Origin of the sequence: Archangium minus, assembly GCF_044360475.1 — a bacterium.
GTDB classification, from domain to species: Bacteria; Myxococcota; Myxococcia; order Myxococcales; family Myxococcaceae; genus Archangium; species Archangium minus.
The window spans coordinates 13,202,719-13,217,192 of sequence record NZ_CP043494.1 but is presented as its reverse complement, the minus strand read 5'-3'; the positions used below and the strand labels follow the sequence as shown (position 1 = coordinate 13,217,192).

Here is a 14,474-nt window from a genome sequence, read left to right as displayed (position 1 = left end):
TACCCCAGACATTCCGCACCCCTAGGTGCCCCCTTCTGATCGCAGCGCCCGGCGCGGAATCCCCGGCCCCCCTCCAGGGGTTGTGGCCCCAGCGTTCCTCCTCCCACCCCGCTTCACCCCGGGTGTGGGGTGCAAAAGGGTGGCAGCCATCCCCGATCGGACAGGCGGGAGTGATCCGACGTTGACTTGGGTGGGAGATCGGGTTACGAGCGCCGCCTTCCTTTGTTTTATGGATAAGGGTGCCCGCCCGTGCGGTGTGCGCCCCGTCGTCTCAGGAGTTCAGCCGTGTCCAAGCGCACCTACCAGCCCTCGAAGATCAAGCGCAACCGCACCCACGGGTTCCGCAAGCGCAACTCCACCCGCGCGGGCCAGGACGTCCTCAGCCGCCGCCGCGCCAAGGGCCGCAAGCGCCTGGTGGTCTCCGCTTACAAGAAGTAGTCGGGACGCTCGCGTGAAGGCCGAGGGCCAGGCGCCACCTCGCGACGAGCGCTTTCCCAAGGCCCTGCGCCTGCTTCGGCGGCGCGAGTTCCTGGAGGTCCAGGAGAACGGTCAGAAGATTCCCTCCGACTGTCTCCTGGGGCTCGCCAGGCCCAATGGGCGGCCCTACAGCCGCGTGGGCCTCACCGTCTCCACCAAGGTGGGCAATGCCGTGGTGCGTGCCCGCCTGCGTCGGCTCCTGCGAGAGCTCTTCCGCAAGCGTCGGCAGCAATGGCCTCCCGGTGTGGACGTAGTCCTGGTCGTGCGTCAGTCCGCCAAGGACGCATCCTTCCCGGAAATGTCGCGCGCCTTCGATGGAGTCACCCGCAAGCTGCAGAGGTTGTTTCCGTCAGGCCCCCGGGAGTCCGCCCGATGAGCCCGCTCGCCTACCTGCTCGCGCTCCCCATCCGTTTCTACAAGCGGTGGCTGTCGCCGTTGCTGCCTCCGGCCTGCCGCTTCCACCCCACCTGCTCCGTGTATGCCTTGGAGGCGCTCCAGAAGCATGGTGCCCTCCGTGGTGTGCGCCTCATCGTCTGGCGCCTGCTGCGCTGCCAGCCCTTCCACCCCGGCGGCTTCGACCCCGTTCCCTGACCGCCCCCTTCTTATGAACGATCTGGATCCGCTCTCGCCCAACTCGGCTGACTCCCAACGGCGACTGCTGGTGGCACTCGCGCTCGCGATGGGCCTCACCTTCGCCTACACCTTCTTCCTCTCGAAAAACACGCCGCCGCCCGAGGCCGGGACCGCGGACGCCGGGCAGATGGTGGCCGCCACCGACGCGGGCACGCCCGCTCCCACCGCCGGTGGGGACACGGGGACGGCCGGGACGCCGCCGCCCACCGGGGCGGGCACCGAGGGGGCCGTGGCCGACGCCGCGCCGCCTCCGCCCGTGCGCACCCTGAACTTCGAGCGTCAGTGGACGCACTACACCTTCTCCACCCAGGGCGCTGGCCTCACCTCAGCGGTGCTCCAGGGCGAGAAGATGCGCGAGCAGCAGCAGATCTCCATCGCCGAGGGCTACAAGATGCTCTTCGGCGGCAAGGTGCCGCCGCCGCCGCAGATGAACCTGGCGCAGCCGGTGCCAGGCCAGGCGCTGCCGCTGGCCGTCTCCATCACCGGCCCCCAGTCCCTGCCGGCCGACGCGCGCTACGCGGTGTCCGAGACGGACGCGGGCCAGGGCGCCACCACCTTCACCACGCGCCAGGGGCCGTGGGAGGTGACCAAGAGCATCCAGTGGCCGAAGGAGGGCTTCGAGCTTCTCTACACCCTCCAGGTGAAGAACGTCTCGGGTCAGCAGGCCACCGGTGAGCTGCAGGTGCACTACAACCGCGCCATCGATCCGAACAACGAGCATGCCCCGTCCTTCTTCGGCGGCGTGGGCAACCTCAGCTACGCCTCGTGCCACGTGGGCGAGGAGAAGCACAAGCTGGGGCCGGACCAGAGTCAGCCGGACGCGGAGGAGCTGCGCGGCCCGGTGCACTTCTTCGGCATCGACCAGCAGTACTTCCTCTCCGCGCTCTACCCACTCGAGGGCCCGCAGCAGGGCCGCTGCGAGCTCGTGGCCACCCCCGAGGCGCGCGGCGTCGTCGCCAGCTTCCCGCTCACCGCCGCTGCCGGCCAGACGGTGACGTACCGCTTCGGCGGCTACCTCGGGCCGAAGGATCCGGACCTGCTCGGCGCCGTGCCCGGCCCGGCCGTGCGCGAGGCCGCGGGTCTCCCCGCCACTGCCACTGCGACCGCCACCGCCTACGCCCCGCAGCTCACCGAGACCATCGACTACGGCATGTGGGCGGTCATCGCCAAGCTGCTGGTCTCCATCATGAAGTTCTTCCACGGCCTGGTGGGCAACTGGGGCGTGGCCGTCATCCTGCTCACCGTGCTGGTGAAGACGCTCCTGCTGCCCCTCACCCACCGCTCCATGGTCAGCATGGAGGCCATGAAGAAGCTCCAGCCGCGCGTGGACGAGCTTCGCAAGAAGTACGCGGATGACCGCGAGCGGATGAACCTGGAGATGATGAAGGTCTACCAGGAGAACAAGGTGAGCCCGCTCGGCGGCTGTCTGCCGATGCTCATCCAGATGCCTGTCTGGATTGCCCTCTTCACCGCCCTGCGCAACAGCTACGACATCTACCAGGAGCCCTTCTTCGGTCCGGTGTGGCAGGACCTCACCTACAAGGATCCGACCTACCTGCTGCCGCTCGCGCTGGGCGTCAGTATGATCATCACCCAGAAGCTCCAGCCGCAGATGGGAGACCCGGCCCAGGCGAAGATCATGACCTGGTTCGTCCCCATCCTCTTCACCGCCACGCTGCTCAACTACCCGGCCGGTCTGGCGCTCTACATCTTCACCAACAACATCCTCTCCATCGCGCAGCAGTACGGCCTGAGGAAGTGGCTGGAGAAGCGCGGCGGCGGAAGCGGCGGACTGCCGGCGGGCACGGCTACGGCCACCGCGGGAGGCAAGCGCAAGTGAGCGACGTGCAGGCACCCGAGGCTTCCACCTCTTCGGCCACCGCGGGCGCTGAGCTGCGCGCCCGCGTGGAGCGGCTCCTCACCGACATCTTGGGGATGATGGGCTTTCCCGCCCGGCTCGACTTCAAGGACGCCAGCGATGGCAGCCTCGCGGTCGCCCTGCACTTCCAGGGCGAGCCGCCTCCCGGCGTCGAGTCCGGCAAGCGCAGCCAGGTGGTGGACTCGCTGCAGTTCCTCCTCAACAAGATGCTCCACCGCCCGGGCGCCGAGCGGCGCTTCGTGCTCGTGGGCGCCGGCGTCCACCCGGAGCCCCGGAGCGAGCGGTTGAAGCGGGAGCAGGCCGCGGCTCAGGCCACTCCGGCCGCCGCCGCTCCTCAGGCTGTGGAGGCAGCGTCCCGGCCCGCTCCCGCGCCGCCGCAGCAGCCTCGGAAGCAGGCTCCGGCTCCGCAGCCGCAGGCCAAACCCGCTCGGGGACAGGCCGCGCCGCCGCAGCAGCAGGCGAAGGCCGCTCCGGCCCGTCCCGTCGAGACCGACGAGCGCTCCCTCGAGGTGGCCGAGGACGCCGCCTTGAAAGAGGCCGCTCGCAAGCTCGCCGAGCGGTCGGGCACGTTAGGCCGTTTCTATGCCCTCGTTACAGTGAAGCCAGAAGACCGCGCGCGCGTCCTGAAAGCAGTAGAGGGCGTGCCGGGGGTGAAGGTCTCTTGCGAAGGCGAGGGCCGCAACCGGCGCGTGGTGTTTACCCCGGAGAAGCCCGCCCCGCTCCCCAAGCGGAGCATGCTGCCGGAGGACGATGACGAGGATGACCTCGAGGGCTGAGGCTCTCGGGGCCCACCGACGAAAGGGCATGGAATGGGCAAGGCCAAGTCGCTCAAGGACAAGCTGTACGGAGCGGCCGTGCTGAAGATGAGCTTCCGGTTGCGAGGAGACGAGGAGTCTCCCGCCTTCAAGTTCGTTTACCCCGGTGTGCTGCGTGACCTGGAGCTCGAGGACGCCGCCGTCGAGAGGTACATCGACGAGAACCGCGAGGCAGTCGAGCGCGCCGCTCGGGGCTCCTCTCCCGCGCCGCAGGGCCAGCGGGGCTAGTTCCCCAGTCTGTCACCCTGGAGTCGCGGCTCTCTGTTGGCCGGCGAGCCTCGCCGGTCCCGGGCTGCCGCTGGTGGACGTTCCTACCGTCGCCCAGCAGCGGCGGGCCCTCCTTCGGCTGGACGCGCATGGAAGGCGCACCTAGCTCGTGCGTCGTGCCCCCTGGGCACAGGAGGGCCTTTCCATGCGGCGCCGAGTTGTTGTTTCCCTGGCCATGTTGATGACGTCCCTCTCCGCCTGTTCGAGTGGCAAGGGAGAGCCCGGTCCCCAGGGAGAGCCGGGTCCGGCGGGTGAGAACGTCGTCGGGCCGAAGGGAGACCCTGGACCCAAGGGGGACCCGGGACCCATGGGGCCTCCAGGCAACTTCGCCCGCATCCGGGTCGTGCCGCCAGGCGATACCCCGCTCCTCGGTGGTGAGAACCTGCGCAACGCCGTCCAGTCCATCACCAAGGTCTCTGCCGAGGAGCCGTGGCTCGTCCTCGTCGAGCCCGGGGTGTTTGACCTGGGAGCCCAGGGGCTGGAGTTGCGGCCGTACATCCACGTCCAGGGCTCGGGACAGGCGCTCACCACCGTGCGCTCCGCCGCCCCGGGGCCCACCCTGGTGGCCGTGGATCATACGGAGCTGCGCTCTCTCACCGTGGAGCACGTGGGCGGAGCGGGCGAGGCCGTGGCGCTCTCCACCGCCTCGTCCCTGTTCCGCGCGCGCGACGTGGTGGCCCTCGCTCGAGACGGGCAGCAGCGCACCATTGCCATCCAGTCCTCCGCCGGCCCGGGCCCGGGTGGCTTCGAGCGCGTCCAGGCGCTCGCCTCCTCCTCTCAGGGGGACACCGTGGGCTTCTTGTGCGAGAGGTGCACCGTGAAGCTCACGGGCTCCACGTTCCTCGGGCAGGGCGGCAACCGGGCTCTCGGCGTCTCCGTGCGCCAGGGCTCGCTGGAGCTGTGGGACTCGTTCGCCACGGGGGCGGAGGGCTCGGAGAGCACCGGGGTGGAGGCCGTGGGTGCTTTCTCCGTGGTGCTCGTCCGGGCTGAGCTGCTGGGCTCCAATGGCGGCGCCTCCACCGGGCTGCGCCTGACTTCGTCCCCTGCCTCCGTGCGGGACAGCACCCTCTCGGGCTTCAGCACTTCGGGGCGGCAGGCGCGCGCCCTGGAGGTGACTCGCGCCGACTCCGGCTCCTACTCCGTGGACGTGCAGCGCTCCACCCTCTCCGGCGGCAGCAACTCCGTGCACGGCTCCGAGGGCTACGTCATCCGCATCAGCGGCTCCCAACTTCGTGGTGGGAACGTGGGCGGCAATGGCAATGTGTCCTGCAACGGTTCCTACGACGAGAACTTCAACTCCCCCACCTCGCCTGCGTGCCCGTAGTCGCGCTGCATGATCTCCTCGCCCGCCACCCTCGCCGCGCTCGCCACGGCTCCCGCCGCCGGTGCTGTCGGTATCCTCCGCCTCTCCGGCCCCGCTGCCCTCGAGGCGGGGCGCATGCTCGCCCCCGGCATCCCCGCTTCGCCCACGCCTCGGCACGCGTACCTGGCCTCCTTCGTCGATGCCTCCGGCGCCGTGCTCGACTCGGGGCTGTTCCTCTACTTCCGCGCGCCCCACTCCTTCACCGGCGAGGACGTCGTCGAGCTCCAGGCCCATGGCAGCCCCCGGCTCCTGCGCATGTTGCTCTCCCGCGCCTTGGAGCACCCCGCTGTGCGCCCCGCCGGGCCCGGTGAGTTCACCCGGCGCGCCTTCCTGAATGGGCGCATCGACCTCACCCGCGCCGAGGCTGTTGCCGACCTCGTCGCCGCGGACTCGGAGGCCGCCGTCCGTGCCGCCGCCGCGGGTCTCGCCGGAGCGCTGGCCTCGCGGGTGCGGGGCCTCGAGGAGCCCCTGCGCTCGCTCCACGCGGACCTTGAGGGCGTGCTGAACTTCCCCGAGGAGGCGGAGGGTGCGGATGAGGGCGCGGGCGCTCGTGTCGCCGAGCTGCGCGCCGCCGCGGACGCCCTGCTCGCCGAGGTGGGCCGAGGACGGCTCGTGCGCCGCGGTGCTCGAGTCGCCCTCTATGGGCCCGTGAACGCCGGCAAGTCCACGCTGTTCAACCGGCTCGTGGGTGAGGAGCGCGCCCTCGTCGACGAGGAGCCGGGCACGACGCGCGATGTGCTGGAGGCCCGCGTCGAGTGGGAGGGGCTCGGCGTCACGCTGCTCGATACCGCTGGGCTGCGCGAGGCGCCCGGACGCATCGAGGCGCTCGGAATTGCCCGCACGCGCGAGGTGCTCGCCACCGTGGACCTCGCCGTGCTCGTGCTTCCTCCCGAGACGAGAGAGGCCGAGGCACAGCGATGGCTCGTCGAGGCTGGGACTACCTCCGTGCTCCGTGTGGCGAGCAAGTGTGACGTCCGCGGAGTTGTGGAGAAGTTGGGGACGGATGAGGCCGTGTCCGTCAGCGGGCTCACCGGCGAGGGTGTGGAGCGGCTGCGCACCGAGATGCTCTCGCGCTTGTGGGGAGGTGGGGCGCCTTCTGCCGTTGCCCTCGTGTCCGAGCGTCACGCGGATGCCCTCCGGCGCACCGCGGAGGCCCTGTCCCGCGCCGAGAGCGCCTGCCGCGTCTCCACGCTCGAGGTCGTCTCCGGCGAGGTCGGCCTGGCCCTCGAGTCGCTCGGCGAGGTGTCCGGCACCTGCGCCTCCGAGGCCCTGCTCGACGCCATCTTCCAGCGCTTCTGTATTGGAAAGTAGACACCCGCTCCCCGGCTCGGGGGATGTCAGACCCCTCCTTAGACTGCTTCCCCTGCCCGGCCCACCAGGGCCGTAGGAGGACAGGGTGATTTCGATGTGCAACAGCCAGGCGGCGTACTCGGCTCTCGAGGCGCTGCCTATGGGATGGGTTGGGGAAATTGTCGACGAGGAGCTGGTGGCTTCACCCCGGCCGGCGCCAGTCCAGGCCCGTGCCGCCTTCATGTTGGGAGTAGAGCTCGGTGAACGGTTCGACCCGCGGCGCGGTGGGTCCGGCCGCTGGTGCTTCTTGCGCGCCCCCGAGCTGCGGCTCGGCCACGATGTGCTGGTTCCGGACCTTGCCGGCTGGCGCCGGGACAGGCTCACCGAGGCGCCCACGCCGGAGGAGCCCTTCCTCACGCTCGCGCCGGATTGGATCTGCGAGGTGCTCGCGCCCTCCACCGCCGCGCTGGACCGGACTCGCAAGCTGCCGGCCTATGCCCGCGCTGGCGTGTCCCACGTGTGGCTCGTGGACCCCTCGGCGCGCACGCTCGAGGTGTTTCTGCGCGTCAAGCGCGGCTGGCTGCTCGTCGACACGTTCGAAGGTGACGCCATCGTCCGTGCCGAGCCGTTCGCCTCGCTTCCGCTGGAGCTCTCCTCGCTGTGGATGCCCACCGAGAGCTTCCTGGAGCTCGTGCGCTGAAAGCGTGAGGCCCGAGGTGCCCTGGCTCCACTCCCGCCCGACTGCATGGCATGCCGGGTGACGGGGCGTCCGGGAAGGGTTTGAAGGCCCTCCCCAGGAGGACATACCGTGGGGGGATGAGTCGCTCCCTCAACGAGCTCGCGCGAGACCTAACGCAGCGACGCGCCACCCTGGGTGATGTCATCTCCCCGCTTTCCACTCCCGAGCTCCGGGCTGCCAGCGATGCCGCCCTGCTCGCGGTGCCGGGCTTCCGGCAGCTCCATGCCGAGCGGTGGGATCCCTCGCTTCCGGAGCCTACGACGCTGGCGAAGCTGCCGGAGGGCTCATTCGGGCACTGCTACGCGCGGTACATGGAGCACTACCGGCTGTTCCCCGACTTCTTCCCCATCCAGGCGAAGCTCGGCGCGGACGCGACGCCCACGCAGTACGCCGTCCACCGGCTCAACAAGTGCCACGACTTCCTTCACGTGCTGGGCGCGTACGAGACGTCGGACGCGGACGAGGTCGCCGTCGAGTCATTCATCTTCGGCATGGCGCCTGTTGCGCTCGCCTGTTTCCTGGCGGAGGCGGCGGTGCATCCAGACATTCAGCGGGAGCGGTACAAGCACCTGCGCGACATCTACTCGGGGCACATCCAGGCGGAGGATTTCGAGCGGGGGGTTGCCGCCGCGGCCGTGCTGGGTGAGCGCTTCGAGACGCTGTGGGAGGTGCCCCTGGCGTCCCTGAGGCGGAGGCTCGGCATCTCCGCGCGAGCACCCGCGCACCTGGGCCAGGTGGGGGTGAACTCCTGCAGTGGTCATACCTCGCTCCCGTTCTTCCATCCCGCCCAGGAGGCCTGAGCGCCCTATAGTCCCTCGCATGAGTGCTCAGAATGTGATCGTCGTCGGTGGGACCGGAGAAATAGGCAAGGCAGTCCTTGGCAGACTGAGGGCGGAGGGCCTGCGCGTCGTGTGCGCCTCCAATGACGTGCAGCAGGAGACGTCGGAGGCCCTTCGGGTAGACGTTACGGACGAGGACTCCGTGACCTCGATGTTCGACAGGGCGGAGAAGGTGCTGGGCGGCCCCATCACCGTCCTGGTGAACTGCTCGGGCGTCGGGGTCTTCGCGCCCATTCCGGAGATTTCGGTTCAGGACTGGCGCAAGACGATCGACGTGAACCTGACGGGGGCCTTCATCTGCGCGCGTGAGGCGTTCAAGCGGATGAAGGCAGGGGGCGGCGGGAGGATCATCCACATGGGCTCCGTGAGTGATCACCTCACCCTGGTCGACAACGCCGCGTATGCCGCGTCCAAGCATGGAGTCCGAGGCCTGACGGGCGTCTTGAACGAGGAAGGCAAGCCCTACTCCATTCGAGCCACGCTCATCTCCTTGGGAGCCGTCTACACGTCCTTCTGGCACTCGCGTCCGGAGTTTAGCTCGGCCGACATGCTGTCCATGGACGAAGTGGCCCAGACTATCTGGGAGATTGCTCGGAAGCCGTTGAACGTCCGTGTGGATGAGATTCGACTCCTTCCGCCCAAGGGGGTGCTGTGATGGGAGCGCCCGTGAATGCAAACATTGCGGTCGTCACGGGGGCCAGCCGCGGTATCGGCGCGGCGATCGCGGAAGTGCTCGCGGAGAACGGCTTCCGGGTGGCGCTGGTCGCACGGGACGTGGCGGCCCTGTCCAAGCTTGAGACGAAGCTCGGGGACCGGGCCCGGTCGTTTGTCTGTGATGTCGCGGACGAGGCCGCGGTGAACGCGACGCTCGACCGTATCGAGACGAGCCTGGGCACTCCCGGCGTCATCGTGAACAACGCCGGCGTCGGAGGACCCTTCCACCGCGTGGACGAGGTCGACACGGCAGAGTGGGACGCCCTGTTCGGCGTGAACGTGGATGGCGTGCGCCACTTCTGTCGCTGGGCGCTGCCCCGCATGAAGGCGAGTGGGTACGGGAGGATCGTGAACATCTCCTCCATTCAGGGGCTGTTCGGGGGGGCGCGCTCCTCCACCTATGCGGCGACCAAGCACGCCATCATCGGCTTCTCGAAGACGATCGCCGCCGAGTGGGGCGCCTACGGCATCACCTGCAACGCCGTGTGTCCTGGCTACATCGACACGGAGATGTTGGCGAACGCGGACCCCGAGTCGCGCAAGGAGCTGTTGCGAAGGATTCCCGCCGGGAGGTTCGGAAGCGCTGAGGAGGTGGCCAGGTTGGTGGCCTTCATCGTCGGGCCCTTCGGAGGCTACATCAACGGCAGCTCGCTGGTGATGGATGGTGGCCTGTCGGCGCACCTGGCCAACGACGTGCCTACGTTCTGAGCCGAGCGCCTCAGCCCGCCGCCCGGAGCAGGGGCACTTCTCCCGCCGAGCGCACCAGCCGCTTCACCGCGCGCAGCATCAGGTCCGTGTCCAACGGCGCCGCCAGGAAGCCGCGAGCGCCCAGGGCCTGCGCCCGCCCCACATCCAGCTCCGGCACCTTGCCCGCCACCAGCAGCTGCGCTCGGGGCCGACGCTCGAGTGCCTCCAACGACGGCAGCGGCGAGAGCACCACCGCGCCCTCCCCTGCAGACAGCACCTGCTCCGTGCTCGCCACTCTCGCCTGGTAGCCCGCCTGTCCCAGCACCCGAACCAGCCCCGTCGCTGCTGCCGCGCCCCAACCGTAGAGGAGCACTCCACTCGCCTCGGGCTCCCTCAACTCCTCCTTCAGCTCCAGGAGCTCCTCCAACTCCGCCACATCCAGCGGCTCCAGGAGCGGCAGCTCCAGCGCCTCGCACTCCAGGTTCAGGCTCGGCATCAAGATGGCGCGCCCCTCGAAGCTTGAGCCCTCCATCAGCTCCGCCATGCAGTCCCTGTTGAGCTGCATGTCCGCGTCCGCCTCGGGCAGGGTGATGGCCTCCAGCTCCGGCCGCCTCGGCGCCTGCGTCCCCTCTGTGTAGAGCCGCTCGATGGCCCGGCTAATCGCCGCGTCCGTCGCGAGCCTCGGCACCACCCGCGCCTTGCTCGTCACGCTGCGTACCGCGTCCAACGAGTGCAGGCTCGCCGGGGCGGCGATCGCCACTACCAACACCATGTCCCGAGGGCCCTCCACCCTCAGGGGCACCACCCGGTGCATCTCCGCCAGCCGCCTCGGCACCAGCTTCGCTAGCGAGGGCTCCAGCAGCACCGCGTCCAGATCGACCTCTGGTATGCCCGTCTGGCGAGCCAGCGCCGCCAGCACCTGGCGCGCCGTACAGAAGCGCAGGTCCACCACGACCTGGCCCAGCGGCACCCCCCACTTTCGCTGGTATGCCAATGCCGATTGCAACTGCAGCCCGTCCACCCACCCCAGCTCCAGCAGGATTTCTCCCAGGCGTTTCTTCGTTTGCATTGAGCGCTTCCCCCCCTGTGTGGTTCGCACGCTTCTGTAGAACGTTTGCAACCAGGGTGTCTTCTCTGTTTGCGCCACATGGTTGCAGGTTGACGCCAGTGGTTGTTGACCTTCTGGGTAGTCTGGTTATTCAGGGCGTAGAACAGGCCGTGTGTATGGTTTCTAACGTCCCAGCGGTTTTCTCTCTGGATGAGAAACTCCGGCCGTTCAGGAGCCGCGAGAGACGGTTCATGGAATCATCACTTCCAACTCATGGAGGAGGCCTGTGACAAACCCAGACCGCACGCTCACCGGAAAGTGCCTATGCGGAGCCGTTCAGTACGCGGTGGCGGACGAGTTCGTCTACGCCGCGAACTGCCACTGCTCGAACTGCCGGAGGGCGACGGGTTCGGCATTCAAGCCGTTCGCGGGTATCGAGCGGAACAAGCTGCGCATCACCGAGGGCGAGAACAGCCTCATGCGCTTTGGCGAGGAACACGCTTGCGACATGCGTTGCAAGGTGTGCGGCTCGTTCCTCTATTCTGTCGTCCGCGAGGGCCAGTTCGTTCACGTCGCCATGGGAACCCTTGTCGACGTGCCCAGCATCCGCCCGACCGAGCACATCTTCGTCGGCTCGAAGGCGCCGTGGTTCACGATTACCGATGACCTGCCACAATACGAGGAGCACGTGACAACTGGGTCCGATGGCGCATAGCAACGGAGCCCGCACGTTCGCTCCAGTGCGCCAGCCACGACCTTCTCCGCCGACCTCCGGCGGCACTTTTCGCGAACCTGTCCGACAGTCGGACAAGTTGCTGAAGAATGAGCCCGGAGGGGGTCTTCTGTCGCATGGGATGCCGACCTCCGGCGGCACTTTTCTCCCCCGATTCTCCGCCATGCTCCTCTTCGCCTGTTCGCCGTAAAGGGATACCGGATGCGCACCGTCTCGTGGCTTCTACTGCTCGTGTGGGGACTGGGCTGTACCTCGGCTCGCCTCCCGCCTCGGACCCAGCCCGCCCCAGAGGGCTTCTCACTCACGGGGGTCGTCCTGGGCGCCAATGGTGCTCCGCTGGAAGGCGCGAGGGTCGGTCTGATTCCCTTCGTGCCCGCTTGGAACCTTCGGACGGATGCCCCGGTGGCCCTCGTCCGGTCGGGGCCGCAGGGTGCCTTCTCATTCGGACCCCTCACGCCTGGCGCGTACGGCCTCTCTGCCGTCACCCCAGAGGGGCGCGTCCTGTTCACGGAGCGCATCCATGTAAAGGCGGGCGAACCCGGGGCCCCTCGGGTCCTGCGCGTGCCCGAGGACCGGGTCTCCTGGGACGTCACCGTGGTGGACGAGGCGGGAGCGCCCCTCCCTGGCGTGGAGCTGCGCGTCGTCCGGGTGGGCATGCCCTACGATGACGTCGCCTTCCCTCCAGCCTCGTCCACGGGCCGCTTCCACCTGGAGACCGCGCGCGACGGCACGTACAGCCTCATCGTCTCGGCGCCTGGGTTCACGACGAAGATGCAGCAGGTGGAACGTCTGGGCGAGCCCGTCGTGGTGGGCCTGGAGCGAGTCGCGGATGAGGCGATGCGACAGGCCGCCGTGGACTGGGTGAGGCGGAACGGCCTGAAGCTCCAGTCCGTGGAGGCGGGACATGGCTTCGAGGATCTGGCGCCGCTCGAGCCCGTGCTCCGGGACGTGCGAGTGGTGGCCCTGGGCGAGGCCACGCATGGCACCCGCGAGTTCTTCCAGCTCAAACACCGGCTCTTCGAATTCCTCGTCACGCGCATGGGCTTCACCGTCATGGCGTTCGAGAGCAACTTCGCTGAGATGCTCGCCCTCGATGAGTACGTCCTCACCGGACGCGGTGACCCCGCTCAGCTCTTGAAGGGGGAGACCTGGGACACCCAGGAGGTGTTGGAGCTCGTGCAGTGGATGCGCCGCTACAATGCGGATCCCTCGCACACGAAGAAGCTCCGGCTCCAGGGCGTGGATATGCAGTACTCGCCCGCGGCGGTGGCTCGTGTGGTGGCCTATCTGTCCAAGGTGGACCCCTCCCAGGTCGCTCAAGTCCAGACGTCGCTCGCCCCTCTCACCGAGCGCAACGCGGGCTCCTTCCTCCGGCTCCCCAAGGAACGCCACCAGGAGATACGGCAACGGCTCGACACCCTCTCCGAGCGCTTCGAGCGCGAGCGCGAGCCGTACACCCGCCAGTCGAGCCCCGAGGAGTGGGCCCTGGCGCGACAGAGCCTCCGCGTGCTGCGCCAGTACGTGGGTCACCTCCTGCGCGAGGAGAACGGGATGAGGGATCGGGCCATGGCGGAGAACCTGCTCTGGCTGCTGGAGTGGAATGGACCCGGGACGAAGGCCGTGGTGTGGGCGCACAACGGGCACGTGAAGCGCGGTCCGAGCGAGTGGCTGGACATGCCCATGGGGCGGCACCTCGCGAAGGCGCTCGGCCCGGAGCTGTATGTCTTTGGCTTCGCCTTCCGCCAGGGCTCCTTCCAGGCCTTCAACATGGACCCCCACCCACCTCCGGAGCGCAAGGGCATGGTGGAGTTCTCCGTCCCTCCATCGCCCGAGGGCTCGCTGGATGACACGCTCGCCCGGGCGGGTGCCCCTCTCCTGGCGGTGGAGCTCCGGGCGCTGCCACGTCGTGGAGCCGCGTACGAGTGGTGGCGTCGCACCCAGGCCACGTACGACATTGGCTTCATCTTCTCGGACCAGGGCTACCCGGCGGTGGGCTCGGTCCGGGCCCTGGAGTGCTACGACGGCCTGCTGTTCGTGGAGCGCACCACCCGTGCCCAGCCCAATCCCTGACGCGCGAGCTCCCCTGGAGCGATTTCCCGCCGGTTCTCCCCAGGCTCGGGCGCTGGCCCACGTGTCGGCTCTGGCCGCGGGCGGGGCCCTTGAGCGTTCGCTGCGGATCACCCTGCACTTCCATCCCGACCGATTGTTCCGGGGGCTTCCGCTGCTGGAGGTCCTCGGCGCGGAAGGGGTCTACCGCTCGCAGTTCGAGACCGGCACCAGCAATGGGGGTCTGACCGCCCACCCCGGTGGTGACCGCTGGCACTGGGAGAGCCGCATCTTCGGCGGCGCCTACGATGCCGAACCGGTAGGTGAGCGCCCCAAGTACGGCTCCTTGAACTTCCGTCGGCGGGACACGGGAGGCTCGCCGCGATTCGGATCCGCGTACCTGCGATTGACCGAGGACACGTTGGACCGGGCCACGTTCTGCTACCCCGACAGCGTCTTCCACCCCACCCACTTCGGGGTCGCCGAGCGGATGTCACTGATTCCCCTGGCGGAAGCCGATGACAAGGATTTGCTGGACGATTACATCGAAGCGCACGTCCACGGCCCGCTGTCGCTGGAGCGTGATGTCGAAGCGCTCGTGCTGGACCCCTGTTATCGCGGCACCTCTATCGAAGTCTCCGCGCGCCGGCTGCCCTGTCCCGTCGAGTGGCATTCCGGGTTTCGCCTGTCCGCGGCGTCACTGCGAGCGCACCCCGAGTACCGGGGACAGGTCTATGTCGAGCTGGGCCTGTCTCTGATGCGAAACGGTTATCTCACACCGAACGAACTGGGCGAGGCGGCGCGCTCAGGACAGTACGACGAACAGGCGCTGAAGCGGGTCTGGCATTACCTGGCTCGCTTTGGTGGAAACGCAGGATAGGAAGACTCACTCGAAAGGGGGATGTCGCTGGCGCATCGAGCCGGGTATAAGTCCGCGCGTTAAT

The 14,474-nt window shown here is 68.6% G+C and carries 16 protein-coding genes; 15 read left to right on the top strand and 1 reads right to left on the bottom strand.

Going from position 1 to position 14,474, the window contains the following annotated elements; genetic code table 11:
* Nucleotides 1–285 precede the first annotated feature (285 nt).
* The 12 genes from rpmH (at nt 286) to F0U60_RS54615 (ending at nt 9,724) form a co-directional block, all read left to right on the top strand.
* A complete protein-coding gene (gene rpmH / locus F0U60_RS54670) occupies nt 286–438 on the top strand; it encodes a 50S ribosomal protein L34 (protein ID WP_002621386.1) in 153 nt (50 codons plus the stop codon).
* Nucleotides 439–451: 13 nt separating this feature from the next.
* Complete coding sequence (rnpA, locus tag F0U60_RS54665; protein WP_395812577.1) at nt 452–853, top strand: ribonuclease P protein component; 402 nt, start codon at nt 452–454, stop codon at nt 851–853.
* Entirely contained in the window at nt 850–1,068 is a 219-nt protein-coding gene (gene yidD, locus F0U60_RS54660) for a membrane protein insertion efficiency factor YidD (protein WP_395812575.1), read from the top strand. The genes rnpA and yidD overlap by 4 nt, the downstream gene beginning before the upstream one ends.
* 13 nt (nt 1,069–1,081) lie before the next feature.
* A complete protein-coding gene (gene yidC / locus F0U60_RS54655; protein WP_395812573.1) occupies nt 1,082–2,950 on the top strand; it encodes a membrane protein insertase YidC in 1,869 nt (622 codons plus the stop codon).
* Nucleotides 2,947–3,765, top strand: a complete 819-nt coding sequence (locus F0U60_RS54650; protein WP_395812571.1) for a hypothetical protein — start codon at nt 2,947–2,949, stop codon at nt 3,763–3,765. The genes yidC and F0U60_RS54650 overlap by 4 nt, the downstream gene beginning before the upstream one ends.
* Before the next feature lie 33 nt (nt 3,766–3,798).
* Nucleotides 3,799–4,032: a hypothetical protein gene (locus tag F0U60_RS54645; RefSeq protein ID WP_395812569.1), complete on the top strand. Its 234-nt coding sequence runs from the start codon at nt 3,799–3,801 to the stop codon at nt 4,030–4,032.
* Between the two features lie 184 nt (nt 4,033–4,216).
* Nucleotides 4,217–5,395, top strand: a complete 1,179-nt coding sequence (locus tag F0U60_RS54640) for a hypothetical protein (protein WP_395812567.1) — start codon at nt 4,217–4,219, stop codon at nt 5,393–5,395.
* 9 nt (nt 5,396–5,404) lie between these two features.
* Nucleotides 5,405–6,745: a tRNA uridine-5-carboxymethylaminomethyl(34) synthesis GTPase MnmE gene (gene mnmE, locus F0U60_RS54635; protein ID WP_395812565.1), complete on the top strand. Its 1,341-nt coding sequence runs from the start codon at nt 5,405–5,407 to the stop codon at nt 6,743–6,745.
* A 94-nt stretch (nt 6,746–6,839) separates the two neighbouring features.
* Nucleotides 6,840–7,424 (top strand): Uma2 family endonuclease, encoded by a 585-nt coding sequence (locus tag F0U60_RS54630; RefSeq protein WP_395825900.1) that lies wholly within the window; start codon nt 6,840–6,842, stop codon nt 7,422–7,424.
* Between the two features lie 116 nt (nt 7,425–7,540).
* Nucleotides 7,541–8,263: a Coq4 family protein gene (locus F0U60_RS54625; RefSeq protein ID WP_395812563.1), complete on the top strand. Its 723-nt coding sequence runs from the start codon at nt 7,541–7,543 to the stop codon at nt 8,261–8,263.
* A gap of 19 nt (nt 8,264–8,282) precedes the next feature.
* Complete coding sequence (locus tag F0U60_RS54620) at nt 8,283–8,957, top strand: SDR family oxidoreductase (protein ID WP_395812561.1); 675 nt, start codon at nt 8,283–8,285, stop codon at nt 8,955–8,957.
* A gap of 11 nt (nt 8,958–8,968) precedes the next feature.
* Nucleotides 8,969–9,724: an SDR family NAD(P)-dependent oxidoreductase gene (locus F0U60_RS54615; RefSeq protein WP_395812559.1), complete on the top strand. Its 756-nt coding sequence runs from the start codon at nt 8,969–8,971 to the stop codon at nt 9,722–9,724.
* 10 nt (nt 9,725–9,734) lie between these two features.
* On the opposite strand, the gene F0U60_RS54610 is transcribed toward F0U60_RS54615, so the two are convergent.
* The gene (locus F0U60_RS54610) at nt 9,735–10,772 is read right to left on the bottom strand and encodes a hypothetical protein (RefSeq protein ID WP_395812557.1); all 1,038 of its coding nucleotides are present in this window, start codon (nt 10,770–10,772) and stop codon (nt 9,735–9,737) included.
* Between the two features lie 265 nt (nt 10,773–11,037).
* Between F0U60_RS54610 and F0U60_RS54605 the strand changes: the two genes are divergently transcribed.
* The 3 genes from F0U60_RS54605 to F0U60_RS54595 all read left to right on the top strand — a co-directional run bounded on the left by F0U60_RS54605 (nt 11,038) and on the right by F0U60_RS54595 (nt 14,410).
* A complete protein-coding gene (locus tag F0U60_RS54605) occupies nt 11,038–11,466 on the top strand; it encodes a GFA family protein (protein WP_395812555.1) in 429 nt (142 codons plus the stop codon).
* A gap of 219 nt (nt 11,467–11,685) precedes the next feature.
* Nucleotides 11,686–13,554 carry an erythromycin esterase family protein gene (locus F0U60_RS54600; protein WP_395812553.1) on the top strand — a complete coding sequence of 623 codons (1,869 nt, stop codon included), beginning with the start codon at nt 11,686–11,688 and terminating at the stop codon, nt 13,552–13,554.
* Nucleotides 13,535–14,410, top strand: coding sequence for a DUF3626 domain-containing protein (locus F0U60_RS54595; RefSeq protein WP_395812551.1), 876 nt, complete (start codon nt 13,535–13,537; stop codon nt 14,408–14,410). Before F0U60_RS54600 ends, F0U60_RS54595 begins: the two co-directional genes overlap by 20 nt.
* Nucleotides 14,411–14,474 lie beyond the last annotated feature (64 nt).

What these genes read in the sequence shown, in the direction of transcription:
- yidD (WP_395812575.1), top strand. Translation starts at nt 850, where the DNA reads ATGAGCCCGCTCGCCTACCTGCTCGCGCTCCCCATCCGTTTCTACAAG.
- F0U60_RS54600 (WP_395812553.1), top strand. Translation starts at nt 11,686, where the DNA reads ATGCGCACCGTCTCGTGGCTTCTACTGCTCGTGTGGGGACTGGGCTGT.
- F0U60_RS54630 (WP_395825900.1), top strand. Translation starts at nt 6,840, where the DNA reads ATGTGCAACAGCCAGGCGGCGTACTCGGCTCTCGAGGCGCTGCCTATG.
- F0U60_RS54625 (WP_395812563.1), top strand. Translation starts at nt 7,541, where the DNA reads ATGAGTCGCTCCCTCAACGAGCTCGCGCGAGACCTAACGCAGCGACGC.
- F0U60_RS54620 (WP_395812561.1), top strand. Translation starts at nt 8,283, where the DNA reads ATGAGTGCTCAGAATGTGATCGTCGTCGGTGGGACCGGAGAAATAGGC.
- mnmE (WP_395812565.1), top strand. Translation starts at nt 5,405, where the DNA reads ATGATCTCCTCGCCCGCCACCCTCGCCGCGCTCGCCACGGCTCCCGCC.
- F0U60_RS54645 (WP_395812569.1), top strand. Translation starts at nt 3,799, where the DNA reads ATGGGCAAGGCCAAGTCGCTCAAGGACAAGCTGTACGGAGCGGCCGTG.
- F0U60_RS54640 (WP_395812567.1), top strand. Translation starts at nt 4,217, where the DNA reads ATGCGGCGCCGAGTTGTTGTTTCCCTGGCCATGTTGATGACGTCCCTC.
- yidC (WP_395812573.1), top strand. Translation starts at nt 1,082, where the DNA reads ATGAACGATCTGGATCCGCTCTCGCCCAACTCGGCTGACTCCCAACGG.
- F0U60_RS54610 (WP_395812557.1), bottom strand. Translation starts at nt 10,772, where the DNA reads ATGCAAACGAAGAAACGCCTGGGAGAAATCCTGCTGGAGCTGGGGTGG.